Origin of the sequence: Pseudomonas granadensis, from assembly GCF_900105485.1 — a bacterium.
GTDB lineage: Bacteria > Pseudomonadota > Gammaproteobacteria > Pseudomonadales > Pseudomonadaceae > Aquipseudomonas > Aquipseudomonas granadensis.
This window is the reverse complement of sequence record NZ_LT629778.1, coordinates 594,677-618,555: the sequence shown is the minus strand read 5'-3', so window position 1 is coordinate 618,555 and position 23,879 is coordinate 594,677. Positions and strand designations below refer to the sequence as shown.

The window sequence follows — 23,879 nt, the reverse complement described above, 5'->3', positions numbered from 1 at the left end:
GTGCCTACCGTCGCGTACTGACCAGTGTCTGCGTGGGCCACCGGTTTTGCCGTACGTATTGGATTGAGCTCAATGCGCCATGAACGTCCCGGGATCGGGGCCAAAGCGCATTGCACACCATTAAAAAAAGAGGGAGCGTCATGCGCCATACCTTGAAATTGTCCGCATTGCTGGGTGCTGGCCTGTTGGCCGCGTCGTCCGCCAGTTTCGCCGCACAGAAAAGCCTGGTGTTCTGCTCGGAAGGCAGCCCGGCGGGTTTCGATACCGCGCAATACACGACGGCCACCGATAACGACGCCGCCGAACCGCTGTACAACCGCCTGGTCGAGTTCGAAAAGGGCGCGACCAATGTCGTACCTGGCCTGGCAACAACGTGGGATATTTCCGAGGATGGTCTGAAATACATTTTCCACCTGCGTGAAGGTGTGAAATTTCATACGACCCCTTACTTCAAACCGAGCCGCGACTTCAACGCCGACGACGTGCTGTTCACGTTCAATCGCATGCTTGATGCGCAACAGCCGTTTCGTAAGGCTTACCCGACCGAATTCCCGTATTTCAACGGGATGAGCCTGAACAAGAACATCGCCAAGGTCGAAAAGACCGGGCCACTGACCGTGGAGTTCACGCTCAACAGCGTCGACGCCGCGTTCATCCAGAACATCGCCATGAGCTTCGCCGCGATCCTGTCCGCCGAATACGCCGACAAGCTGCTGGCCGAAGGCAAGCCGAGCGACATCAACCAGAAACCGATCGGCACCGGGCCGTTCGTGTTCAAGAGTTATCAGAAAGATTCGAACATCCGTTACACGGCTAATAAACAGTATTGGGACCCGAGCCGGGTCAAGCTCGACAATCTGATCTTCGCTATCAACACGGACGCCTCGGTGCGGGTGCAGAAGCTCAAGGCAGGCGAATGCCAGATCACCCTGCATCCGCGTCCGGCCGATGTCGAAGCGCTGAAGGCCGACCCGAAACTGCAACTGATCTCCAAGCCCGGTTTCAACCTCGGCTACATCGCCTACAACGTCCGCCACAAGCCTTTCGACCAGCTCGAAGTGCGCCAGGCGCTGGACATGGCGGTGAATAAACAAGGGATTCTCAACGCTGTTTATCAAGGCGCCGGTCAACTGGCCGTCAACGCGATGCCACCGACGCAGTGGTCCTACGACGACACCGTCAAGGACGCCGCCTACAACCCGGAAAAAGCCAGGGAACTGCTCAAGGCTGCCGGTGTGAAAGAAGGCACCGAGATCACCCTGTGGGCCATGCCGGTGCAGCGCCCGTACAACCCGAACGCCAAACTGATGGCCGAAATGCTCCAGGCCGACTGGGCGAAGATCGGTCTGAAAGTGAAGATCGTCAGCTATGAATGGGGCGAGTACATCAAGCGCACCAAGAATGGCGAACACGACGTCAGCCTGATCGGCTGGACCGGCGACAATGGTGACCCGGACAACTGGCTCGGCACCCTGTACAGCTGCGATGCGATTGGCGGCAACAACTACTCCATGTGGTGCGATCCGGCATACGACAAGCTGATTAAACAAGCCAAGGTCGTTACCGACCGCGAACAGCGCACCGTGCTTTATAAACAGGCCCAGCAATTGCTTAAACAGCAAGTGCCGATCACGCCAGTCGCCCACTCGACGGTCAACCAGCCGTTAAGCACCAAGGTCGAGGGCTTCAAAGTCAGCCCGTTCGGTCGCAACGTATTTTCGGGCGTCAGTATCGATTAAACCTACCGATTAGCCGCAACGCTGAGGGGAGCCGTGTACTCCCCTCACGCAAGCGCTTTGCCGAAATTCGTCAACCCGGCCTTTTGCAAACGTTTGCGATGTGTGAACGAGTTCTAAACCAATAACCGGTCTACCAAAAAAAGCCGGGATAAAAAGAAAGTAAAGGAGCTTCACCCATGAAACTGAGCAGCACCGCGATACTGGCCCTGGCCATCAGCAGCATCACCGCCACGGCTTATGCGGAAACCCAAAGCCAGGCGTTCACGCCAGTGACCGTCAACGAAAAGAGCGCCCAGGCCGAAGCCACCGGTTTCCTCGAAGGGCAATCGATCAGCGGTTCGACCCGCAACTGGTATGCCAACGAACAACTCAAGCGCGGCGGCAAGTTCGCTTACCGCAAAAACGGTCAGTCCAACGAAACCGACCGTCGCATCAACTGGGTGCAAGGCACGATCATCAAGTACAACTCGGGCTTTACCGAAGGTACGGTCGGTTTCAGCACCGAAGTGGCCGCATACAACGCCATCGCCCTGGAGCGTGACCGCGAGAACCTCGCTGCCAATAATGGTGGCGCACCGGGCACCCGTCCTGGCGCCGGCAACAACCGTACCCTGACCCGCGAAGGCGGCGACGCTGTCGGCCAGTGGAGCAAGCTGGGCCTGGCCAACGTCAAGGCACGCATCTCCAACACCACCCTGACCGCCGGCCGCATGAACTTCAGCAGCCCGCAGGTCGATGTGATCGGTAACCGTCCGCTGCCATCGAGCTTCGAAGGTATCGCGATCCACAGCGAAGAGCTGAACAACCTGGCGTTCGACGTCGCGACCTTCGACCGCGTTTCGCCACGTACCGAAGAAAGCCTGAGCAAGTTCCGCTCCGAGTACGGCGACATCAACGCCGAAGCCGATCACGTCAACACCGCCGGTATCTCGTACCAGCCGTTCGCCAGCCTGACCACCAGCCTGTGGGGTACCCAGGCCGAAGACCTGTGGAACCAGTACTACTTCGGCGCCACCCACGTATTGGGTGACAGCTCGATCCTCAGCCTGACCACCGGCCTGAACTACTACAAGACCGTCGACGAAGGTAAAAAGCTGCTGGGCGACATCGACAACGACACCTACTCGCTGTCGTTCGGCCTGACCCACCTGGCGCATACCCTGACCTTCTCGTATCAGGAAGTGAACGGTAACGAGTACTTCGACTACCTGCACGAAACCAACGGTATCTACCTGGCCAACTCCCTGCTCTCGGACTTCAACGGCCCGAACGAGAAATCCTTCCAGGTTTCCTACGGCATCAACATGGCCGAATACGGCGTGCCGGGCCTGAAATTCAACATCTACCAGGCGCGCGGCTGGGGCATCGACGGCACTCACTACAAGGGTGGCGGCTATGACGGCGTGCAGGCGATGGACGGCGAGCACCACTATGAATACGGCGTCGGTGCAACCTACGCGGTACAAAGCGGCCCGCTTAAAGCGACGACCATTCGCGGCACTTACACCGCGCACCGCGCCAGCGAAAACCAGGCGGACGGCAGCATCAACGAGTTCCGTCTGGTGACCACGATTCCGTTCAACATTCTGTAAAAACGCCAACCGACGGCTGACTCATGATGAGTCGGCCGTTTGGTTTTTTGTCTTCAACCGATTGCAGAGGGTTATCGATGAAAATGCTTCCCCTACGTGCGGCCATCGCGGCTGCGTTGCTGAGTGTCGCTGTCGGCGTCTCGGCCAAACCCTTGGTGGTCTGCACCGAAGCCAGCCCGGAAGGCTTCGATATGGTCCAGTACACGACTGCAGTCACGGCGGATGCTGTGGCCGAAACCATCTTCAACCGCTTGGCCGACTTTAAACCCGGCACCACCGAAGTGATCCCGGCACTCGCCGAGTCCTGGGACATCAGCGAAGACGGCCTGACCTACACGTTCCATCTGCGCAAAGGCGTCAAGTTTCACACCACCGAATACTTCAAGCCGACTCGCGACATGAACGCCGACGACGTGGTCTGGAGCTTCCAGCGTCAACTGGACCCGAATCACCCGTGGCACAAACTGTCGAGCGTGGGCTTCCCGTACTTTGAAAGCATGGGCTTCAAGGAACTGCTCAAAAGCGTCGAGAAAGTCGACGACAACACGGTCAAGTTCACCCTGACCCGCCGCGAAGCGCCGTTCCTGGCCGACATCGCCATGGCGTTCTCGTCGATCTACCCGGCCGAATACGCCGACCAGTTGCTCAAGGCCAACAAGACCGGCGATCTGAACAACAAGCCGATCGGCACCGGCCCGTTCATCTTCCAGCGTTACGCCAAGGACGCGCAGGTGCGCTTCAAGGCCAACCCGGACTACTTCCGCGGCAAGCCACCGGCCGACGCGCTGATCCTGGCCATTGCCACCGACAACAACGTGCGTTTGCAGAAGCTCAAGGCCAACGAGTGCCAGATCGCTCTGTATCCGAAGCCGGACGACATCCCGAGCATCAAGAAAGACAGCAACCTGAAAGTCGACGAGCTGGACGCGATGACCGTTTCGTACATCGCCATGAACACCCAGCACAAATACATGAGCGACGTGCGTGTGCGTAAAGCCATCGACATTGCTTTCGACAAGGAAGCCTATGTCAACGCGCTGTTCGGCAAAGGCAACGCGTCGGTTGCAGTCAACCCGTACCCGCCGACCTTGCTGGGTTATAACCACGACCTGAAAAACCCGCCACGCGACCTCGACGCCGCGCGCAAGCTGCTCAAGGAAGCCGGCGTACCGGATGGCACCGTGTTCACCCTGTTCACTCGCAACGGCGGCGGTCCGACCAACCCCAACCCGATGCTCGGTGCGCAAATGATGCAGGCTGACCTTGCGAAAGTCGGGATCAAGATCGACATCCGCGTGATGGAATGGGGCGAAATGCTCAAGCGCGCCAAGGCCGGCGAGCATGACATGGTGTCGGCCGGATGGGCGGGCGACAACGGCGACCCGGATAACTTCCTGACGCCTATGCTCAGTTGCGAGGCCGCCAAGAACGGCGAAAACTACGCGCGCTGGTGCAACGAGAAATTCCAGGCGCTGCTGGATGAAGCACGGGCTAAAGTAGATCCGGCCGAACGCGCCGCGCTCTACGAACAGGCACAAGTGCTGTTTAATCAGGACCAGCCATGGATCAGCATGGCCCATACTCGGATGTTCACTGCAATGCGCAAGAATGTAGAGGGCTACCACATCAGCCCTCTCACCACTAATAACTTCGCCACCACCCAGGTGAAGTAGATAAGAAACGCCCGGCGTCCCTGACCTGAGGGACGCCGGACACGCCTAACCGGCTGATGAGGTACCACACAAGATGTTTAGTTTTATTGCCCGCCGACTGGGGTTGTTGATCCCCACGTTTTTCGGCATCACCTTGCTGACTTTCGCGTTGATTCGCATGATTCCGGGCGACCCCGTGGAAGTGATGATGGGCGAACGTCGGGTCGACCCCGAAATGCACGCTCAGGCAATGGAACGCCTCGGTCTGAACAAACCGCTGTACGCCCAATACCTGGACTACATCGGCAAACTGGCCCAAGGCGATCTCGGCGAATCACTGCGTACGCGTGAGAGCGTCTGGACCGAATTCACCTCCCTCTTCCCGGCGACCCTGGAACTGTCCATGGCCGCCCTGCTGTTCGCCGGCATCCTCGGGCTTCTGGCCGGGGTAATCGCGGCACTCAAGCGAGGATCGCTGTTCGACCACGGGGTGATGGGCATCTCCCTCGCGGGCTATTCGATGCCGATCTTCTGGTGGGGCCTGATCCTGATCATGTTCTTCTCGGTGAGTCTGGGCTGGACGCCGGTCTCCGGGCGGATCGACCTGCTGTATGACATCGAGCCGAAAACCGGCTTCATGCTGATCGACACGCTGCTGGCCGATGATGTCGGCGCGTTCTTCGATGCGCTGCATCACCTGATTCTGCCGGCCATCGTGCTCGGCACCATTCCGCTGGCGGTGATCGCGCGGATGACCCGTTCGTCGATGCTCGAAGTGCTGCGCGAAGACTACATCCGCACCGCCAAGGCCAAAGGTCTGTCGCCGTCGCGCGTGGTGTTCGTCCACGGTCTGCGTAACGCACTGATTCCGGTACTCACCGTGGTCGGCCTGCAGGTCGGCACGCTGCTGGCCGGTGCGGTTCTGACCGAAACCATCTTCTCCTGGCCCGGCATCGGCAAATGGCTGATCGAAGCCATCGGCGCCCGGGACTATCCGGTGGTGCAAAACGGCATCCTGTTAATCGCCTGCCTGGTGATTCTGGTCAACTTCGTGGTGGACATCCTCTACGGCTTTGCCAACCCACGCATCCGTCATCAGCGCTGAGGTCAATACCATGAGCACTCCAACATCCTCAGTAGCCACCGCCACGTCCGCCGTGGATCAAAGCCTGCTGTACCCGTCGCCGTACAAGGAATTTTGGCAAGCCTTCGCGAAAAACAAGGGCGCCGTTGCCGGCCTGCTGTTCATGCTGCTGATCATTTTCTGCGCGATCTTCGCGCCGTGGGTTGCGCCGCATGACCCGAGCGAGCAATACCGCGACTTCCTGCTGACACCACCGGCGTGGCTCGAAGGCGGGCAGATTCAATTCCTGCTCGGCACCGATGAGCTTGGCCGTGACCTGCTCTCGCGCCTGATCCAGGGCTCGCGCCTGTCGCTGCTGATAGGTTTGTCGTCGGTGGTGATGTCGCTGATTCCGGGGATCCTTTTGGGTCTGTTCGCCGGTTTCTTCCCGAAGATGATCGGCCCGACCATCATGCGTCTGATGGACATCATGCTGGCCCTGCCGTCGCTGCTGCTGGCCGTGGCGATCGTCGCCATCCTCGGCCCTGGCCTGATCAACACCGTGATCGCGATTGCCGTGGTTTCGCTGCCGTCCTACGTGCGTCTGACCCGTGCCGCGGTGATGGGCGAACTGAACCGCGACTACGTCACCGCTGCGCGCCTGGCCGGTGCCAGCCTGCCGCGTCTGATGTTCATCACTGTGCTGCCTAACTGCATGGCGCCGCTGATCGTGCAGGCGACCCTGAGCTTCTCGTCGGCGATCCTCGATGCTGCCGCCCTGGGCTTCCTTGGCCTCGGCGTACAACCGCCAACCCCTGAGTGGGGCACGATGCTGGCCTCGGCCCGCGACTACATCGAACGCGCCTGGTGGGTAGTCAGTCTGCCTGGCTTGACCATTTTGCTCAGCGTGCTGGCAATCAACTTGATGGGCGACGGCCTGCGCGATGCGCTGGACCCGAAACTCAAGAACGCCGCCTGAGGAGATTCCCATGTCACTGCTAGAAATCAAGAATCTCAACGTCCGCTTCGGCGACAAGAACGCCACACCCGTGGTCGACGGCCTCGACCTGAAAGTCGACAAAGGCGAAGTGCTGGCCATCGTTGGCGAATCGGGTTCGGGTAAATCCGTGACCATGATGGCGCTGATGGGCCTGATCGAGCATCCCGGCATCGTCACCGCCGATTCGCTCAGCTTCGACGGCAAGGACATGCTCAAGCTGAGCAACCGTCAGCGTCGACAAATCGTTGGCAAAGACCTGTCGATGGTTTTCCAGGACCCGATGACCGCGCTGAACCCGAGCTACACCGTCGGTTTTCAGATCGAAGAAGTGCTGCGCCTGCACCTGAAAATGTCCGGCAAGCAAGCGCGCAAGCGTGCCATCGAACTGCTGGAAAAAGTTGAAATCCCTGGCGCCGCCAGCCGAATGGACGCCTACCCTCATCAACTCTCCGGTGGCATGAGCCAGCGCGTCGCGATCGCCATGGCAATTGCCGGCGAGCCAAAGCTGCTGATCGCCGACGAACCGACCACCGCCCTCGACGTGACGATTCAGGCGCAGATCATGGATCTGCTGCTGGCGTTGCAGAAAGAACAGAACATGGGCCTGGTGCTGATCACTCACGACCTCGCCGTCGTCGCCGAAACCGCCCAGCGCGTCTGTGTGATGTATGCAGGCCAGGCCGTGGAAGTCGGCCAGGTGCCGCAACTGTTCGACATCCCGGCGCACCCATACAGCGAAGCCCTGCTCAAGGCGATTCCCGAGCACAGCCTCGGTGCCTCACGCCTGTCGACGCTGCCGGGCATCGTCCCGGGCCGTTACGACCGTCCGCAAGGTTGCCTGCTGTCGCCGCGCTGCCCGTACGTGCAGGACAACTGCCGCGCGCAGCGTCCCGGCCTTGACCCGAAAAGCAACAGCCTCGCCCGCTGCTTCTACCCGCTGAACCAGGAGGTGGCGTAATGGCCGTCGTACTTACCGCCCGCGACCTGACCCGTCACTACGAAGTCTCCCGTGGCCTGTTCAAGGGCCATGCGACCGTGCGCGCACTCAACGGCGTCTCGTTCGAACTGGAAGCCGGCAAGACCCTCGCCGTGGTGGGCGAGTCGGGCTGCGGCAAGTCCACCCTCGCCCGTGCGCTGACGCTGATTGAAGACCCATCGTCCGGCTCGTTGAAAATCGCCGGCCAGGAAGTTGCCGGTGCCGACAAGGCGCAACGCAAGCAACTGCGCAAAGACGTGCAAATGGTCTTTCAAAGCCCGTACGCGTCGCTGAACCCACGGCAGAAAGTCGGTGACCAGCTCGGCGAACCGCTGCTGATCAACACCAACCTCTCCGCCGCCGAGCGTCGCGAGAAAGTCCAGGCGATGATGAAGCAGGTCGGCTTGCGTCCCGAGCACTACCAGCGCTATCCGCACATGTTCTCCGGCGGTCAGCGCCAGCGTATTGCCCTGGCCCGGGCGATGATGCTGCAACCGAAAGTGCTGGTGGCCGATGAACCGACCTCGGCGCTGGATGTGTCGATTCAGGCCCAGGTGCTGAACCTGTTCATGGATCTGCAGCAGGAGTTCAACACTGCCTACGTGTTCATCTCGCACAACCTCGCGGTGGTGCAGCACGTGGCCGATGACGTGATGGTGATGTACCTCGGGCGCCCGGTGGAACTGGGCCCGAAAAACGACATCTACGAGCGCCCGCTGCACCCTTACACCCAGGCGCTGCTGTCGGCGACCCCGACCATTCACCCGGACCCGAACAAGCCGAAAATCAAGATCGTCGGCGAACTGCCCAACCCGCTGAACCCGCCATCGGGCTGCGCTTTCCACAAGCGCTGCCCGTATGCGACCGAGCGTTGCAGCACCGAAGAGCCGCTGTTGCGTGAACTGGATAATCGGCAGGTGGCTTGCCACTACGCCGAGCAATTCCTCGACGGCGCGGCGTAAGCAGATCCGGAAAGCAACAAAAAGCCAATTGTAGGCCTTCGCCTGCTCGCGATAGCGTTATTTCAGTCAACATCCTCATCGACTGATCCTCCGCTATCGCGAGCAGGCGAAGGCCTACACGGATCGCATTTCAACCAGAGTGACGTGTTAACAAACCCCTTTCGCCTCGATTGCGCATCAGCCGAGGCCGAAGGGGTTCTCTTTTGGTCGGCAATCTACGTCTGACTATCGCCCTCATCATCCATATCATCGGTATCCGGATCACCGGTCGTCGAGTCGTCATCATCGGCGCTGCCGCCCTGATTCATGTCCCCCGGCTCCGACTCCGATTTGGCGAGCATCAGTCCGCTGTGCCCGACCTGCCCATTGAACGCCTGCGAATCGTGATCCTCACACTCGGCCCACGCCGTCGCGGTGCCAAGAGACAGCATCACCATCAATTTCAACAACATCAAAACCCGTAGCAATCTGCTTTTCATGGCCGACTCCATCCTGTTGCGCTAAGACATGCTTGCCGGACTGGCTCCGTGTGAAATCTAGTTGCGAACCATCCGACTCACCACTTAGGACGCGACGGCATGGGCAGAAATGCCCTTGATAGACAGATTGCTTTCGAATAAAGCTCATAACCGAAACAGCTAAGCGCCGCGCGTGGCGTGCCAGGTCAGCGGAATCGAGATCAGCACCAGCAGTGCACTCATCAGCCAGACACTGTGCCCGCCAAATTCGCCATAGAGCTGCCCGCTGAGCATCGGTGATAACAACGCGCTGGCACTCCAGCTCATGAAGAACAATCCGAAGTACTGACCGCTTCTGCCACTCTGGGCAAACTGCATCGCCAGCACATTCAGCGGCGGCATGAACAGCGCCTCGCCCAGCGTCCAGATAACCGTCGACAGACATACGTAAAACAGCCCCGAACCGAACGGCAACATCCCCAGCCCGCACGCCAGCAGCACACTCCCGGCCAGCATCTGCCAGCGCGCGCCCCAGCGTTCGACCGAGTGGGACAGCGGAATCTGCAGCGCAATCACCAGCAACGCATTGAGGCCGAATTGCCAGCCGATCACTTCGGTGCTCAGGTGGTAGTAATCCCGTAGATAATTGCCCAGCGTGCTGTAAACCGTATCGAACGCGATACCGAGCATGGCGGTCGCGGCCAGCAGCCATAGAAACGGTTTATCGCGATACGGCGAGCCTGAAACCGTCTCCCGCGCTCCGTCTTGCTTAATGATCGGCCGCCGCCACGTCGTGCGCACAAACCACAACAACGCCAGCATCGTCATCGCCGCACTGACAAAAAACACCCAGCGAAAATCCGCCTGCGCCAACACCCCACCCGCCACCCCGGCAGCCGCCATGCCCAGATTACGCGCCACCCGACTCAACGCCTGCGCCCGCGAACGCTGCGCAACTTCGCAGTACTCCATGATCAGCCGCTGATGCAGCGTACGAATCGCCCCATCAATCACACCACTGAGCAAACAACAGACCGGCCAGCCACGCCACCTGCGTCACCAGCCCCAGCAACATCAGCACCCACACCGAAACAAAAAACAGCGCCGCCGTCAGCCGCGCCGTGCGCACATGATCACTGAGCCAACCGCCGAGCATTGAACCGACCAGCAAACCTGCGCCATAAGCCGAGAGCAACCAGCCGACGGTTTCAATCGCAAAACCCAACTCCTGACGCAGATACAATGCCATGAACAGCTTGACCATGGCGCTGAGGCGGTTGATGAATAAAAGCGCGGCGAGGACCCAGGCCATTGGGGTGAAATAGCCGTTGGGGCGCAGGAGATGGGTCAGTCCGTTGAGCATGAAACATCCGCTGAGGGCGAGGGTTCTTTGAACACTAAACCGGATCAAGCGCAATGTCGCGAGGCAAAGGCCTGGCGAAGTAAAAACAGAGTCGGGCTACGTTGCTGAAGAAAATTGCCTACAGAAAATTCCTCATGCCTGACAGTTCCCCATTTTCAAGCAGCAACAAAAAGCCCCTCATCGGAACGCCGCCCGCCTATCCCTCTCCCGGAGGGAGAGGGGACTGACCGATTGTTTGGGGAAGGTACGCCGATCTGAAATACCGAGCCGAACTCAGGTTTTGAACGGCCCACGAATCGGCTCCCTCTCCCTCGGGAGAGGGCTGGGGTGAGGGGCGAATTCACCGAAAATCTCAAGCCGTGCGGCGCTTCTCACCACTCAACAATGAGCGCCAGCTCGGGTGCTTTTGATCTTGATCCACCAGCGACATCGGAAGGCTGAGCGGAGGGATTGATCCGGGCGTGGGAGCGCAGCGACCGTCTGGCGCAGCCAGATCTGGTGTTTGAGCGAGGCGCCCCGAAGTGCGATGCCGCGTCGAACCCGGATTTTGAAGATCAAAAGCACCCTCACCCTAGCCCTCTCCCGGAGGGAGAGGGAACTGACCGAGCTGAATGCGAAAGCCACGCCGACGTGCAATACCGAGTCGTGCTCAGGTTTTGAACGGCCTACGAATCGGCTCCCTCTCCCTCGGGAGAGGGCTGGGGTGAGGGGCGAATCCACCGAAAATCTCAAGCCGTGCGGCGCTTCTAACCACTCATTACAATGAGCGCCAGCTCGAGTGCTTTTGATCTTGATCCACCAGCGACATCGGAAGGCTGAGCGGAGGGATTGATCCGGGCGTAGGAGCGCAGCGACCGTCTGGCGCAGCCAGATCTGGTGTTTGAGCGAGGCGCCCCGAAGTGCGATGCCGCGTCGAACCCGGATTTTGAAGATCAAAAGCACCCTCACCCTAGCCCTCTCCCGGAGGGAGAGGGAACTGACCGAGCTGAATGCGAAAGCCACGCCGACGAGCAATACCGAGTCGTGCTCAGGTTTTGAACGGCCCACGAATCGGCTCCCTCTCCCTCGGGAGAGGGCTGGGGTGAGGGGGCGAATTCACCGAAAATCTCAAGCCGTGCGGCGCTTCTCACCACTCAACAATGAGCGCCAGCTCGGGTGCTTTTGATCTTGATCCACCAGCGACATCGGAAGGCTGAGCGGAGGGATTGATCCGGGCGTGGGAGCGCAGCGACCGTCTGGCGCAGCCAGATCTGGTGTTTGAGCGAGGCGCCCCGAAGTGCGATGCCGCGTCGAACCCGGATTTTGAAGATCAAAAGCACCCTCACCCTAGCCCTCTCCCGGAGGGAGAGGGAACTGACCGAGCTGAATGCGAAAGCCACGCCGACGTGCAATACCGAGTCGTGCTCAGGTTTTGAACGGCCCACGAATCGGCTCCCTCTCCCTCGGGAGAGGGCTGGGGTGAGGGGCGAATCCACCGAAAATCTCAAGCCGTGCGGCGCTTCTAACCACTCATTACAATGAGCGCCAGCTCGAGTGCTTTTGATCTTGATCCACCAGCGACATCGGAAGGCTGAGCGGAGGGATTGATCCGGGCGTAGGAGCGCAGCGACCGTCTGGCGCAGCCAGATCTGGTGTTTGAGCGAGGCGCCCCGAAGTGCGATGCCGCGTCGAACCCGGATTTTGAAGATCAAAAGCACCCTCACCCTAGCCCTCTCCCGGAGGGAGAGGGAACTGACCGAGCTGAATGCGAAAGCCACGCCGACGTGCAATACCGAGTCGTGCTCAGGTTTTGAACGGCCCACGAATCGGCTCCCTCTCCCTCGGGAGAGGGCTGGGGTGAGGGGCGAATCCACCGAAAATCTCAAGCCGTGCGGCGCTTCTCACCACTCAACAATGAGCGCCAGCTCGGGTGCTTTTGATCTTGATCCACCAGCGACATCGGAAGGCTGAGCGGAGGGATTGATCCGGGCGTGGGAGCGCAGCGACCGTCTGGCGCAGCCAGATCTGGTGTTTGAGCGAGGCGCCCCGAAGTGCGATGCCGCGTCGAACCCGGATTTTGAAGATCAAAAGCACCCTCACCCTAGCCCTCTCCCGGAGGGAGAGGGGACTGACCGAGTTGTTTGGGGAAGGTACGCCGATCTGAAATACCGAGCCGAACTCAGGTTTTGAACGGCCCACGAATCGGCTCCCTCTCCCTCGGGAGAGGGCTGGGGTGAGGGGCGAATCCACCGAAAATCCCAAGCCATGCGGCGCTTCTCACCACTCAACAATGAGCGTTAGCTCGAGTGCCCTTGATCTTGATCTTGCCTAACCTGCGACATCGGAAGGCTGAGCGGATCGATCCCGGAGCGAAGGGACCCGAGCCTGCGAGGGCCGAACGCAGGAGCAAAGCCTTTTGGTTCCTTTTTGCTGGGCCGGCACTCCGGCGTTTGAAAAAGGGACTCGCCGTAAGGGCGAAACCGCCAGCCGCAACACCCCAAAAAAGGATATGCCCCCAAAACAACCAGAGCATGGTCGGCCCAAAGGCCGCCAATACCAAGGCAAAAAAAAAGCCCCCAAGGCCTACACCTCAGGGGCTTTCAGAAAAACCAATCAAACCTTAATGATGCTCCCGCGTCGCGCGGAATTTCACATCCGGCCAACGCTCTTCCATCAACGCCAGATTCACCCGCGTCGGCGCCAGATAGGTCAAATGCCCACCGCCATCCAATGCCAGGTTCTCCACAGCCTTGTTGGAAAACTCCTCAAGCTTCTTCTTGTCGCTGCACTCGATCCAGCGCGCCGAATACACAGTGATCGGCTCATACGAGCACTCAACCTTGTATTCCTCTTTCAAACGACTCGCGACCACATCGAACTGCAGCACACCGACGGCGCCAAGAATGATGTCGTTGCTGCGCTCCGGGAAGAACACCTGCGTCGCGCCCTCTTCCGCCAACTGCTGCAAGCCCTGACGCAGTTGCTTGGATTTCAGCGGATCACGCAGACGCACACGACGGAACAGTTCCGGGGCGAAGTGCGGAATACCGGTGAAACCCAGGACTTCGCCTTCGCTGAAAGTATCGCCGATCTGGATCGTGCCGTGGTTGTGCAGACCAATGATGTCGCCGGCGTAGGCCTCTTCCAGCTGTTCACGCTCGGAGGAGAAGAACGTCAGGGCGTCGCCGATGCGCACGTCCTTGCCGGTACGCACGTGGCGCATCTTCATGCCTTTCTCGTATTTGCCGGAGCAGATACGCATGAAGGCGATGCGGTCGCGGTGTTTCGGGTCCATGTTCGCCTGGATCTTGAAGATGAAGCCCGAAAACTTCTCTTCGACCGGCTCGACGGTACGCTCGTTGGCGACACGGGCCAGCGGACGCGGCGCCCAATCCACAACGGCGTCGAGCACGTGATCGACACCGAAATTGCCCAGCGCGGTACCGAAGAACACCGGGGTCAGTTGACCGTCGAGGAATTCCTGCTGGTTGAATTCGTGGCAGGCGCCCTGTACCAGTTCCAGTTGCTCGATGAAGCGATCGTACTCGTCGCCCAGGTGCGCGCGGGCTTCGTCGGAGTCGAGTTTCTGGATGATCTTGGTCTCGGTGCGTTCGTGACCGTGGCCTGGGGTGTAGACGATGATGTAGTCATCGGCCAGGTGGTACACGCCCTTGAAGTCGCGGTAGCAGCCGATCGGCCAGGTGATCGGCGCAGCCTTGATCTTCAGAACGGCTTCGATCTCGTCGAGCAGTTCGATCGGGTCGCGGATGTCGCGGTCGAGTTTGTTGATGAAGCTGACGATCGGCGTATCACGCAGACGGCAGACGTCCATCAGCGCGATGGTCCGTGGCTCGACACCTTTACCGCCGTCGAGAACCATCAAGGCCGAGTCCACCGCGGTCAGGGTGCGGTAGGTGTCTTCGGAGAAGTCTTCGTGGCCCGGTGTGTCGAGCAGGTTGATCATGTGTTCGCGATACGGGAACTGCATGACCGACGTGGTAATGGAAATACCCCGCTGCTTCTCCATCTCCATCCAGTCGGATGTCGCATGGCGATCGGATTTACGGGATTTCACCGTACCGGCCACCGCAATCGCCTTGCCCATCAACAGGAGCTTTTCGGTGATCGTGGTTTTACCGGCATCGGGGTGGGAAATAATGGCGAAAGTGCGGCGTTTCGCGACTTCGGCGGCCTGTTGGGTCATGGGAAATCGCCTGGCGGTGATTCAAAAAAGGGCCGCGATTATAGCCCAACTCAGGACAATAACCGAACCGTTGAGCACATTAAGGGTGGCCAAATGCTGCCTCAGATGGGAACCTTTTAAAGCAAGGAGACGTCCATCCCCTGTTACGAATCTTCGTCAGGGGCTGAAAAATCAGCAAGTTAGCCTGACGAGGCTGCGCTCATGGCTCGCTTTCGCACCGCTTGGCCGGTGCTGGAAAACGGCTACTTTTCGCGAACGCTGACTCCGGCAGCCAGGAATGGTTTTGCCACGCGGAGCAGCGCTCGCCGACTACAAAAAAAGGAGTCCGCCTGTGGCTATCCGCTATGGCAAAGGGCTGATGGGAGGTGCGGTGGTGATCGCGCTCCTGGCCCTGCTGGTCCACTGGATCGGCATCAACACGATCGAACACTACCGCGACGATTTGTTGTTTTACCTGCAAGCTCATCTGGTTCTCGTCCTCGCTTCCATGCTGGCCGCCCTCGTCGTGGGCATCCCCGCCGGTATCTTCCTCAGCCGCCCGAACATGGTCGGCCGCGCCGAACGCTTCATGCAGATCTTCAATATCGGCAACACTGTGCCTCCGTTGGCCGTGCTCGCGATCGCGCTGGGCATCCTCGGCATCGGCAGCGGCCCGGCGATCTTCGCCTTGTTCCTCGCCTCCCTGTTGCCGATTGTGCGCAACACCTACGAAGGCCTGAAAAATGTCCAGGGCTCGCTGAAAGAAGCGGCCGTCGGCATCGGCATGACCCCGCGCCAGGTGCTGTGGAAAGTCGAATTGCCCAACGCCGTGCCGATCATTGTCGGCGGCGTGCGCGTGGCGCTGGCGATCAACGTCGGTACCGCGCCGCTGGCCTTTCTGATCGGCGCCAACAGCCTTGGCAGCCTGATCTTCCCCGGCATCGCCCTGAACAATCAGCCGCAACTGCTGCTCGGCGCCGCGTGCACCGCGCTGCTGGCGTTGTTGCTCGATGGCGTGGTCACCCTTGCCAGCCGTCTCTGGCTGGAACGCGGTTTGCGCCCGTCTTAAGGCTTTGCGAGGAATATTTATGAAACGACTCAGCTTGATCCTAGGCTGCTTCCTGCTGTTCGCAGGCATCGCACAAGCCGCTGAAAAACCGGTGATTCGCCTCGGCGCCCGGGTCTTCACCGAGCAGACCCTGCTCGCCGAAATCACCGCGCAATACCTGCGCAGCAAAGGCTACGACGCGCAGATCACCGGCGGTCTGGGCAGCAACCTCGCCCGCAGCGCCCACGAAAGCGGACAACTGGACCTGCTCTGGGAATACACCGGCGTGTCGCTGGTGGCCTACAACCATGTCACCGAAAAACTCGACAGCGCGCAGTCCTACGCCCGGGTCAAGGAACTCGATGCGAAGAAAGGCCTGATCTGGCTGACGCCATCGAAGTTCAGCAACACCTACGCCCTCGCCCTGCCGAAAAAAATCGCTGAGGAGTATCCGCAGATCAGCGACATCAGCCAGCTCAACGACGTGCTGCGCGCCGAAGCCAAGAGCAACCATCTGGTGGCGCTGGACACCGAGTTCGCCAACCGTTCCGACGGTCTCGACGGCATGGTCAAGCTCTACAACATGAACCTGACCCGCAAGAACATCCGCCAGATGGACGCGGGCCTGGTCTACACCGCGCTGCGCAACGGCCAGGTATTTGCCGGTCTGGTCTACACCACTGATGGTCGCCTTAACGCCTTTGGCCTGAAATTGCTGGCAGACGACAAGCACTACTTCCCCGACTACACCGCCGCACCGGTGGTGCGTCAGGCCACGCTGGACGCCAATCCGAAACTGGCCGCACAACTCAAGCCGCTGGCCGAGCTGTTCGACGACGAAACCATGCGCCAGCTCAACGCGCGGGTTGACGTCAATCATGAAAGCCCATCGTCCGTTGCCGCCGATTTCCTGCGTCAGCACCCACTGAATTAAGAGAGGAGAAGTCATGGAATTTCTGAACGCCTTTTCCCATCTCGACTGGCAGCAGGTGATGCACCTGACCTGGCAGCACATTACGTTGGTCGGCATCGCCGTGACCCTGGCGATTGTCATCGGCGTGCCGCTGGGCATTCTGATGACGCGCTTTCCTGCTCTCGCCGGTCCGTTGCAGGCCAGCGCCACGGTGCTGCTGACCGTGCCGTCGATCGCGCTGTTTGGCCTGTTGCTGCCGTTCTATTCGAAGTTCGGCCAGGGTCTCGGCCCGCTGCCGGCGATCACCGCGGTGTTCCTCTATTCACTGTTGCCGATCATGCGCAACACCTACCTCGCCCTCACCGGCGTCGAGCCGGGCATTCGTGAAGCCGCGCGCGGCATCGGCATGACCTTCGGCCAGCGCCTGCGCATGGTTGAACTGCCCATCGCGGTGCCAGTGATCCTCGCTGGCGTGCGCACCGCCGTGGTGATGAACATCGGCGTGATGACCATCGCCGCGACCATCGGCGCCGGCGGCCTCGGTGTGTTGATCCTCGCCTCCATCAGCCGCAGCGACATGTCGATGCTCATCGTCGGCGCGCTGCTGGTCAGTCTTCTGGCGATCTTCGCCGACCTCTTCCTGCAGTGGCTGCAACGCTCGCTGACTCCAAAAGGACTCCTGAAATGATCGAACTTCAAAACCTCAGCAAGACCTTCCAAAGCAACGGCAAAGACGTCAAAGCCGTGGACTCGGTGAGCCTGACCGTCAATGAAGGCGAGATCTGCGTGTTCCTCGGGCCATCGGGTTGCGGCAAAAGCACCACGCTGAAAATGATCAACCGCTTGATCAAACCGACCTCCGGCAAGATCCTGATCAACGGCGAAGACACCACCGATCTCGACGAAGTGACACTGCGCCGCAACATCGGCTACGTGATCCAGCAGATCGGTCTGTTCCCCAACATGACCATCGAAGAGAACATCGTCGTGGTACCGAAACTGCTCGGCTGGGACAAACAGAAATGCCACGACCGCGCCCGCGAACTGATGAGCATGATCAAGCTCGAGCCCAAGCAGTACCTGCATCGCTACCCGCGTGAATTGTCCGGTGGTCAGCAGCAGCGTATCGGTGTGATCCGCGCACTCGCAGCCGATGCACCGCTGCTGCTGATGGACGAGCCGTTCGGTGCGGTCGACCCGATCAACCGCGAGATGATCCAGAACGAGTTCTTCGAAATGCAGCGCGCGCTGAACAAGACCGTGATCATGGTCAGCCATGACATCGACGAGGCGATCAAACTCGGCGACAAGATCGCGATCTTCCGCGCCGGCAAACTGCTGCAGATCGATCACCCGGACACCCTGCTCGCGCACCCGGCGGATGATTTCGTCAGCAACTTCGTCGGTCAGGACAGCACGCTCAAGCGCCTGCTGTTGGTGAAAGCCGAAGACGCGGCAGACAACGCGCCATCGGTGAGCCCGGAAACGCCCGTGGCCGATGCGTTGGAGTTGATGGACGAACATGACCGTCGCTACGTTGTGGTGACTTGCGCCGAGAACAAGGCACTGGGCTATGTGCGGCGTCGCGACCTGCATCGCCAGACCGGCACCTGCGCGCAGTTCCTGCGTGAGTTCAACGCCACCGCGGCGTACGACGAGCACTTGCGCATCCTGCTGTCGCGCATGTACGAGTTCAACCGCGCGTGGCTGCCGGTGATGGATGCCGAACGGGTGTTCCTCGGCGAGGTGACGCAGGAGTCGATCGCGGCTTATCTGAGTTCGGGGCGTTCGCGCGGGATGAAGACCAATATCGTCTCGCCGGCTGAATCAGTAGTCGCCTGATCTACCGATAAACACGCAAAACCTGTGGGAGCTAGCCTGCTAGCGATGAGGCCAGATCAGTCAACCCTGTTTTGATGATGAAATTGTCATCGCCAGCAGGCTGGCTCCCACAGGTTCGGTGCGTTTTTCCAGACCTTGGTCATGCGCAAAAGAATCTCAACACCTGGCAACCACCCAGGTTGTCCGCGATAACCCTGCAAACAACCAAAATCCCTCCCACGCCCCCCTCTCGCCGCTAACATCGCCGATGTTGCCGCTATTACACTTACCACCGACTTCGCTGGCAAAAGCCGCGAACGTGCAGGTATGTTTAACACTCGAAAAATCGCCGGGAACATCTTTCCGTCATCTCGGTCGGCTACAAGGAGTGATGAACGCTTCGCACGTCAGAAGCGTGCAAAAACGCGACATTTTTAGTTGATCTCAACCCCCTCACGCCCTAAAGTTCGCGCCGAACGTCCATGCTGGAAACGATCCATCCGGCTCAAGTACTGACGACGAGACAGCAAGGCCAAGGGAACGCTGCACATCTCTGGGCCTTTTTGCTTTCGGCGACATGCCTTGGGAAGTAGGCGAACCAAAGTGGGGATACGGAGGACGTTCATGCACCCATTGTTTAATGAAGTTTGCCGATAGGAGCTCTCCAGCATGTCGATCAAGGTCGAAGATTATTTCGCGCGCGCCACTTTTGACAAAATGAAGGCGTTCGCCGACAAACAGGAAACCCCGTTCGTGGTGATCGACACCGCGATGATCGCCCAGGCCTACGATGACCTGCGCGCCGGTTTCGAATTCGCCAAGGTCTACTACGCGGTCAAGGCCAACCCGGCGGTCGAGATCATCGACCTGCTCAAAGACAAAGGTTCGAGCTTCGACATCGCTTCGATCTACGAACTGGACAAGGTGATGGACCGCGGCGTCAGCGCCGACCGTATCAGCTACGGCAACACCATCAAAAAGTCCAAGGACATCCGCTACTTCTACGAGAAGGGCGTGCGTCTGTTCTCCACCGACTCCGAAGCCGACCTGCGCAACATCGCCAAGGCCGCGCCGGGCTCGAAAGTCTATGTGCGCATCCTGACCGAAGGCTCAACCACCGCTGACTGGCCACTGTCGCGCAAGTTCGGTTGCCAGACCGACATGGCCATGGACCTGCTGATCCTCGCCCGTGACCTCGGTCTGGTGCCTTACGGCATCTCGTTCCACGTCGGTTCGCAGCAGCGCGACATCAGCGTCTGGGACGCGGCAATCGCCAAGGTCAAAGTGATCTTCGAGCGCCTGAAAGAAGAAGACGGCATCCACCTCAAGCTGATCAACATGGGCGGTGGCTTCCCTGCCAACTACATTACCCGCACCAACAGCCTGGAAACCTACGCCGAAGAAATCATCCGCTTCCTTAAAGAAGACTTCGGTGATGACCTGCCGGAAATCATTCTGGAACCAGGCCGTTCGTTGATCGCCAACGCCGGCATTCTGGTCAGCGAAGTGGTACTGGTGGCGCGTAAATCCCGCACGGCGGTCGAGCGCTGGGTGTACACCGATGTGGGCAAGTTCTCCGGCCTGATCGAAACCATGGACGAAGCGATCAAGTTCCCGATCTGGACCGAGAAGAAAGGCGAGATGGAAGAAGTGGTCATCGCCGGCCCGACATGCGACAGCGCTGACATCATGTACGAGAACTACAAGTACGGTCTGCCGCTGAACCTGGCGATTGGTGATCGTCTGTACTGGTTGTCGACCGGTGCGTATACCACTAGTTACAGCGCCGTGGAGTTCAACGGCTTTCCGCCGTTGAAGTCCTATTACGTGTAATCAATGCTCTGAATGAAAAGGCCCTCACAGGGCCTTTTTTAATGACGCAGCCATGTTTCAAGGTGGTTGAGCATCGCCATGAACGCTTCGGCTTGCTCTTTCGCCGCAGCCAGTCTGGAATTCAGCTGGCCGAGGGTCGACACACGCTCTGCCGTTAACAGCTCCTGAATGGCCGTGTCCATGCGTACTCCTGTTTCCTCAAGATTCATGCAGATTTGCATGCTGACAGACGCCACGGCGTTGAACAATCCGGTAACACCGGCCTTGTATTCCCCGGCCCGGATCAGCGGATCCGCTGAAGAGTACGCCGTATCCCACATCGGTTGGGTGCGCCTCTCGCTAAACAATTCCTGGACGACTGTCGGCTGGGGATGACACTGGCAGGAGCGGTGATCCATTGCCCTGGCAAATACCGATTTAATGCCGAACGACTCGTCATGCACTTCGACCACTGTATATTTGAGCTGGCGTATCGTTGCCCTCAGCCTGTACAGGCGAAGCACCAGTTCGTGAACCAGATCCGACACATCGGTTGGCGGAAATAATATCCAGGTCGGCGACCGGGACAAACTGTACAAGTTGAAGTCCACCCCGCTGAGAAGTGAATGTCGTGAGTTATTTTTGGTGATTTCCAATGACTCGCGTCTAAACGTCAGCAGTTCCGAGACGAAAGCACTGCACTGTTGCCTGGCCTCTTCGATGCGTCTCCAGAAGTCACGCAAGTAGCGTTCATTGAACGGGACATTGTTCAGGCGCGAGTCGCTGGCCAACACCGCCAATGCATGACCGCTGGACCTGCGGCGCTCGAAAACCACTGGGATATTGGCGGTGACGGTGTGAATAGAGCCGAGAAACGCAGTGTAGCGATCCAGAGCGCGACGCTGCTCTGCAGAAAACTCATAGGCGAGTAAATTCATGATTTTAGAAGCGATGGGCACGCAACCCACCGCCCCCGACTCCTTGTTATTGAATCTGCCTTAGATATTTGACCACGTCGTCAATACGCGCGATTGCAGTAGCTGCTCGCTCTTCGACGTGTTGTGCCTTGTTCTGCTCGAAGTCTCGGCATAACGAATAAGAAACGGCTTCCAGATTCGAGTACTCGTTCACATAGTTCCAGCGCTCGTCGTCCAGTCGATCCAGCACAGCGACCAATCGAATCTTCCCGTCGATCCGGGTGATGTCTTTATGGTAATTCCTCACCCGTGTACGCAAGTCGGCCGCTTTATCCTTGAGCCTGTCGTAGAACGCCAGCATGTTGAAGAAAGAAATCGCCTCACCGATACCGGAGATCATTTTTTTCAAGGTATCGATGGCCAGCAATGCAATTTGAACCTGAGGTGGCGCCAGACCCAGGGCTTTCAGGCGGTCCAGCGTTAGCTGCGCTTGCTCACCGATCTTCTCCACGCCGGCCTTGCCGATCAAATCGATACCATCGGAAACCACTTTCATCTCTGCTTCGAGGTCGATCAGTTTTTCTTCAGCATTGATTTTCAATGCTTGCGATGCATCACGATCCTGTTGCAACGTCGCCACCCAACCCTGCGAAGTCGCCCGATCATAAGCAGTGCTCATTCCGTTGCGCGAGCCCTTCAGGTTTTCATATCGCTCCGAAAGCTTGTTGAAGATGCCCTTGAGTTGTAACTCCATATCTTCGTGAATATCTTGCTCATCATCTGGCTCACCAAGCTCCGCCTGAAGCCCCATGAGCTTCGATTGCGCACGTGTTAGATGGATAACATTCTGCTGTGCCTGATCACGAATATCGAATACTGCTTTCTGAACAGCGAGGCAGATGTCATTCATGCTGCTGACTGTCCCCTGTAGATAATCGAACTGCTCAAACAGCATTTGCGCCGTGGTATTTTCCGCCTGAATCAGGCCAGCGTAATTACGCAAAGCCGCCATGTTTACTTCTGGGTAAGCTGAATAATTTTTTGGTGATAGCATGAGCGTCCTGCTCCTGAATGTTTGAAAGCTGTTTCCATACTCTTGTTCAGCTGCCGCGAAGACACCCACAAGTTGATCGGCACTGATTTGGATCTGCTCCCACGGATCGATCACTCCAAGAAGCTGATTTTTAAAACGCCTCAAAGAAGTTGCTTCTCCAAGGAGATCGGCGTCGCTGACGGACGCACTGATGTAAGCGCTCAGCGCATTCCACACCAACATCAGGTTTTGCGTCGCCAGTTCAGCCTCGATCGCTACATAGTTCAGATTTTGCAAGTCGTCGCGCACTTTGTTCAAGGAACTCAGTGTCTGGTTCTTGCTGGCCATTTTCTGGTTGTCCGCTTGTTGTTCGCCTTTCAGCCTGTTTCGCTCCTTGCGAATTCCCTCTGCTTTTATGCCCCCATAAATACCGAGAATCAATCCGGCAATATTCAGCGTCGCTGCAGACTTGATCGCTTCCTCAACCATTTGATCGTATCGTTTGTTAAGTTCATCAATCTCCTTGGAGCGCTGGTCGATCACGTCTTGTAGCGCCTGAATGTCCGCCTGATAGGTATTTCTCGAGACAAACTCCAGTCGGCGCGCGATTTCCGGTAACACCCCCTCGCGCATCTCCGTACCAAACTTGTCCAGCTTGCCGCGGACTTCCTCGGCTTTCAGATGGCACTCGCTGATCTTGTTGAGCAAACCGTTAAGGTATTGACCGATCTCTTTAACGTCGGCAGCGGGCACGTTCAAATCGGGGAGATTGGGAAACTTTTGCTTGAGTTTCAGAAACTCTTCCGGTGTGTTGATATTGTGTTCTTCCAGGTACTGGGAAACCTTCAGATCTTCATAGACCTCGACAATCTCCCGCCCCATACGGATGATGCTGCCCGCAAAGATCTTCAGATGAGTGCCCGTGAGTTTGATATCCTCACGCAATGTGGACCAGCCTTTGGCGTGATCATAGACCTTGGTGAAAGTGAATAGAAAGTCCGCGGGCTTCAGGCCTACACCGCCGCTATCACCTGCGCCATAGTTCAAATAGGCAATAACATCCTGCAACCGAATCGGCAGAGACAAACCAAGCACTTCATACTTTCTTAAACTAATGATTTGCTCTTTTGTCAACTGAATACCAACACCCCGATGGTATTCCTGGCCCTCGCCGACTGACGCAGCGATAAATACCTGAGGCGCTTTTACAGCAGCCTCGACAACCTTGTTATCCACTCTGATCCCCATAAGAAACTCCTTGTTTCTCCGAACATTCAACGAAAGTTACTTTCGATACTCGCCACACCAACAGTTCGATAAATTGAACAGCGGTATCGCAGAAACACCTTAGGAGAAAAAGCGGAAAAC

Annotated in this window: 16 protein-coding genes and 1 pseudogene; 12 read left to right on the top strand and 5 right to left on the bottom strand. The window is 58.4% G+C overall.

Going from position 1 to position 23,879, the window contains the following annotated elements:
- Positions 1-140 precede the first annotated feature (140 nt).
- The 7 genes from BLU52_RS02565 to BLU52_RS02535 all read left to right on the top strand — a co-directional run bounded on the left by BLU52_RS02565 (position 141) and on the right by BLU52_RS02535 (position 8,984).
- Entirely contained in the window at positions 141-1,739 is a 1,599-nt protein-coding gene (locus BLU52_RS02565; protein ID WP_090281747.1) for an ABC transporter substrate-binding protein, read from the top strand.
- A 176-nt stretch (positions 1,740-1,915) separates the two neighbouring features.
- Positions 1,916-3,331, top strand: coding sequence for an OprD family porin (locus BLU52_RS02560; RefSeq protein ID WP_090281746.1), 1,416 nt, complete (start codon positions 1,916-1,918; stop codon positions 3,329-3,331).
- Between the two features lie 77 nt (positions 3,332-3,408).
- Entirely contained in the window at positions 3,409-5,004 is a 1,596-nt protein-coding gene (locus BLU52_RS02555) for an ABC transporter substrate-binding protein (protein ID WP_090281745.1), read from the top strand.
- 73 nt (positions 5,005-5,077) lie between these two features.
- Complete coding sequence (locus BLU52_RS02550) at positions 5,078-6,088, top strand: ABC transporter permease subunit (protein ID WP_016771720.1); 1,011 nt, start codon at positions 5,078-5,080, stop codon at positions 6,086-6,088.
- A 10-nt stretch (positions 6,089-6,098) separates the two neighbouring features.
- Positions 6,099-7,025: an ABC transporter permease subunit gene (locus BLU52_RS02545; RefSeq protein ID WP_090281744.1), complete on the top strand. Its 927-nt coding sequence runs from the start codon at positions 6,099-6,101 to the stop codon at positions 7,023-7,025.
- Between the two features lie 10 nt (positions 7,026-7,035).
- Positions 7,036-8,004 (top strand): ABC transporter ATP-binding protein, encoded by a 969-nt coding sequence (locus BLU52_RS02540; RefSeq protein WP_090281743.1) that lies wholly within the window; start codon positions 7,036-7,038, stop codon positions 8,002-8,004.
- Complete coding sequence (locus BLU52_RS02535; protein ID WP_090281742.1) at positions 8,004-8,984, top strand: peptide ABC transporter ATP-binding protein; 981 nt, start codon at positions 8,004-8,006, stop codon at positions 8,982-8,984. Before BLU52_RS02540 ends, BLU52_RS02535 begins: the two co-directional genes overlap by 1 nt.
- Positions 8,985-9,199: 215 nt before the next feature.
- On the opposite strand, the gene BLU52_RS02530 is transcribed toward BLU52_RS02535, so the two are convergent.
- From BLU52_RS02530 to BLU52_RS02510, 3 genes and pseudogenes are all read right to left on the bottom strand, one after another.
- Entirely contained in the window at positions 9,200-9,463 is a 264-nt protein-coding gene (locus tag BLU52_RS02530; RefSeq protein ID WP_090281741.1) for a hypothetical protein, read from the bottom strand.
- A gap of 159 nt (positions 9,464-9,622) precedes the next feature.
- Positions 9,623-10,805, bottom strand: a pseudogene (locus BLU52_RS02525) (MFS transporter).
- A gap of 2,599 nt (positions 10,806-13,404) precedes the next feature.
- On the bottom strand, positions 13,405-14,988 hold the full coding sequence (locus BLU52_RS02510) for a peptide chain release factor 3 (protein WP_090281738.1): 1,584 nt from the start codon (positions 14,986-14,988) through the stop codon (positions 13,405-13,407).
- 358 nt (positions 14,989-15,346) lie between these two features.
- Here BLU52_RS02510 and BLU52_RS02505 point away from each other — a divergent pair, with 358 nt between their 5' ends.
- The 5 genes from BLU52_RS02505 to BLU52_RS02485 all read left to right on the top strand — a co-directional run bounded on the left by BLU52_RS02505 (position 15,347) and on the right by BLU52_RS02485 (position 20,582).
- Entirely contained in the window at positions 15,347-16,036 is a 690-nt protein-coding gene (locus tag BLU52_RS02505; RefSeq protein ID WP_172833351.1) for an ABC transporter permease, read from the top strand.
- A 19-nt stretch (positions 16,037-16,055) separates the two neighbouring features.
- Complete coding sequence (locus BLU52_RS02500; RefSeq protein WP_090281736.1) at positions 16,056-16,949, top strand: glycine betaine ABC transporter substrate-binding protein; 894 nt, start codon at positions 16,056-16,058, stop codon at positions 16,947-16,949.
- A gap of 13 nt (positions 16,950-16,962) precedes the next feature.
- Entirely contained in the window at positions 16,963-17,616 is a 654-nt protein-coding gene (locus BLU52_RS02495) for an ABC transporter permease (RefSeq protein ID WP_090281735.1), read from the top strand.
- Complete coding sequence (locus BLU52_RS02490; protein WP_090281734.1) at positions 17,613-18,770, top strand: osmoprotectant ABC transporter ATP-binding protein OsmV; 1,158 nt, start codon at positions 17,613-17,615, stop codon at positions 18,768-18,770. Before BLU52_RS02495 ends, BLU52_RS02490 begins: the two co-directional genes overlap by 4 nt.
- 648 nt (positions 18,771-19,418) lie before the next feature.
- On the top strand, positions 19,419-20,582 hold the full coding sequence (locus BLU52_RS02485) for a type III PLP-dependent enzyme (RefSeq protein ID WP_090281733.1): 1,164 nt from the start codon (positions 19,419-19,421) through the stop codon (positions 20,580-20,582).
- A 38-nt stretch (positions 20,583-20,620) separates the two neighbouring features.
- Here BLU52_RS02485 and BLU52_RS02480 read toward each other — a convergent pair whose 3' ends face one another.
- Both BLU52_RS02480 and BLU52_RS02475 read right to left on the bottom strand, forming a co-directional pair.
- Entirely contained in the window at positions 20,621-21,520 is a 900-nt protein-coding gene (locus BLU52_RS02480) for a hypothetical protein (RefSeq protein ID WP_231988003.1), read from the bottom strand.
- Positions 21,521-21,545: 25 nt separating this feature from the next.
- A complete protein-coding gene (locus tag BLU52_RS02475; RefSeq protein WP_090281731.1) occupies positions 21,546-23,759 on the bottom strand; it encodes an alpha-xenorhabdolysin family binary toxin subunit A in 2,214 nt (737 codons plus the stop codon).
- Positions 23,760-23,879: the final 120 nt, after the last annotated feature.

Excerpts from the sequence above, each read along its gene's own strand:
- BLU52_RS02540 (WP_090281743.1), top strand. The coding sequence starts at position 7,036 with ATGTCACTGCTAGAAATCAAGAATCTCAACGTCCGCTTCGGCGACAAG.
- BLU52_RS02545 (WP_090281744.1), top strand. The coding sequence starts at position 6,099 with ATGAGCACTCCAACATCCTCAGTAGCCACCGCCACGTCCGCCGTGGAT.
- BLU52_RS02500 (WP_090281736.1), top strand. The coding sequence starts at position 16,056 with ATGAAACGACTCAGCTTGATCCTAGGCTGCTTCCTGCTGTTCGCAGGC.
- BLU52_RS02485 (WP_090281733.1), top strand. The coding sequence starts at position 19,419 with ATGTCGATCAAGGTCGAAGATTATTTCGCGCGCGCCACTTTTGACAAA.
- BLU52_RS02555 (WP_090281745.1), top strand. The coding sequence starts at position 3,409 with ATGAAAATGCTTCCCCTACGTGCGGCCATCGCGGCTGCGTTGCTGAGT.
- BLU52_RS02510 (WP_090281738.1), bottom strand. The coding sequence starts at position 14,988 with ATGACCCAACAGGCCGCCGAAGTCGCGAAACGCCGCACTTTCGCCATT.
- BLU52_RS02495 (WP_090281735.1), top strand. The coding sequence starts at position 16,963 with ATGGAATTTCTGAACGCCTTTTCCCATCTCGACTGGCAGCAGGTGATG.
- BLU52_RS02535 (WP_090281742.1), top strand. The coding sequence starts at position 8,004 with ATGGCCGTCGTACTTACCGCCCGCGACCTGACCCGTCACTACGAAGTC.
- BLU52_RS02475 (WP_090281731.1), bottom strand. The coding sequence starts at position 23,759 with ATGGGGATCAGAGTGGATAACAAGGTTGTCGAGGCTGCTGTAAAAGCG.
- BLU52_RS02505 (WP_172833351.1), top strand. The coding sequence starts at position 15,347 with ATGGGAGGTGCGGTGGTGATCGCGCTCCTGGCCCTGCTGGTCCACTGG.
- BLU52_RS02550 (WP_016771720.1), top strand. The coding sequence starts at position 5,078 with ATGTTTAGTTTTATTGCCCGCCGACTGGGGTTGTTGATCCCCACGTTT.
- BLU52_RS02565 (WP_090281747.1), top strand. The coding sequence starts at position 141 with ATGCGCCATACCTTGAAATTGTCCGCATTGCTGGGTGCTGGCCTGTTG.
- BLU52_RS02530 (WP_090281741.1), bottom strand. The coding sequence starts at position 9,463 with ATGAAAAGCAGATTGCTACGGGTTTTGATGTTGTTGAAATTGATGGTG.
- BLU52_RS02490 (WP_090281734.1), top strand. The coding sequence starts at position 17,613 with ATGATCGAACTTCAAAACCTCAGCAAGACCTTCCAAAGCAACGGCAAA.
- BLU52_RS02560 (WP_090281746.1), top strand. The coding sequence starts at position 1,916 with ATGAAACTGAGCAGCACCGCGATACTGGCCCTGGCCATCAGCAGCATC.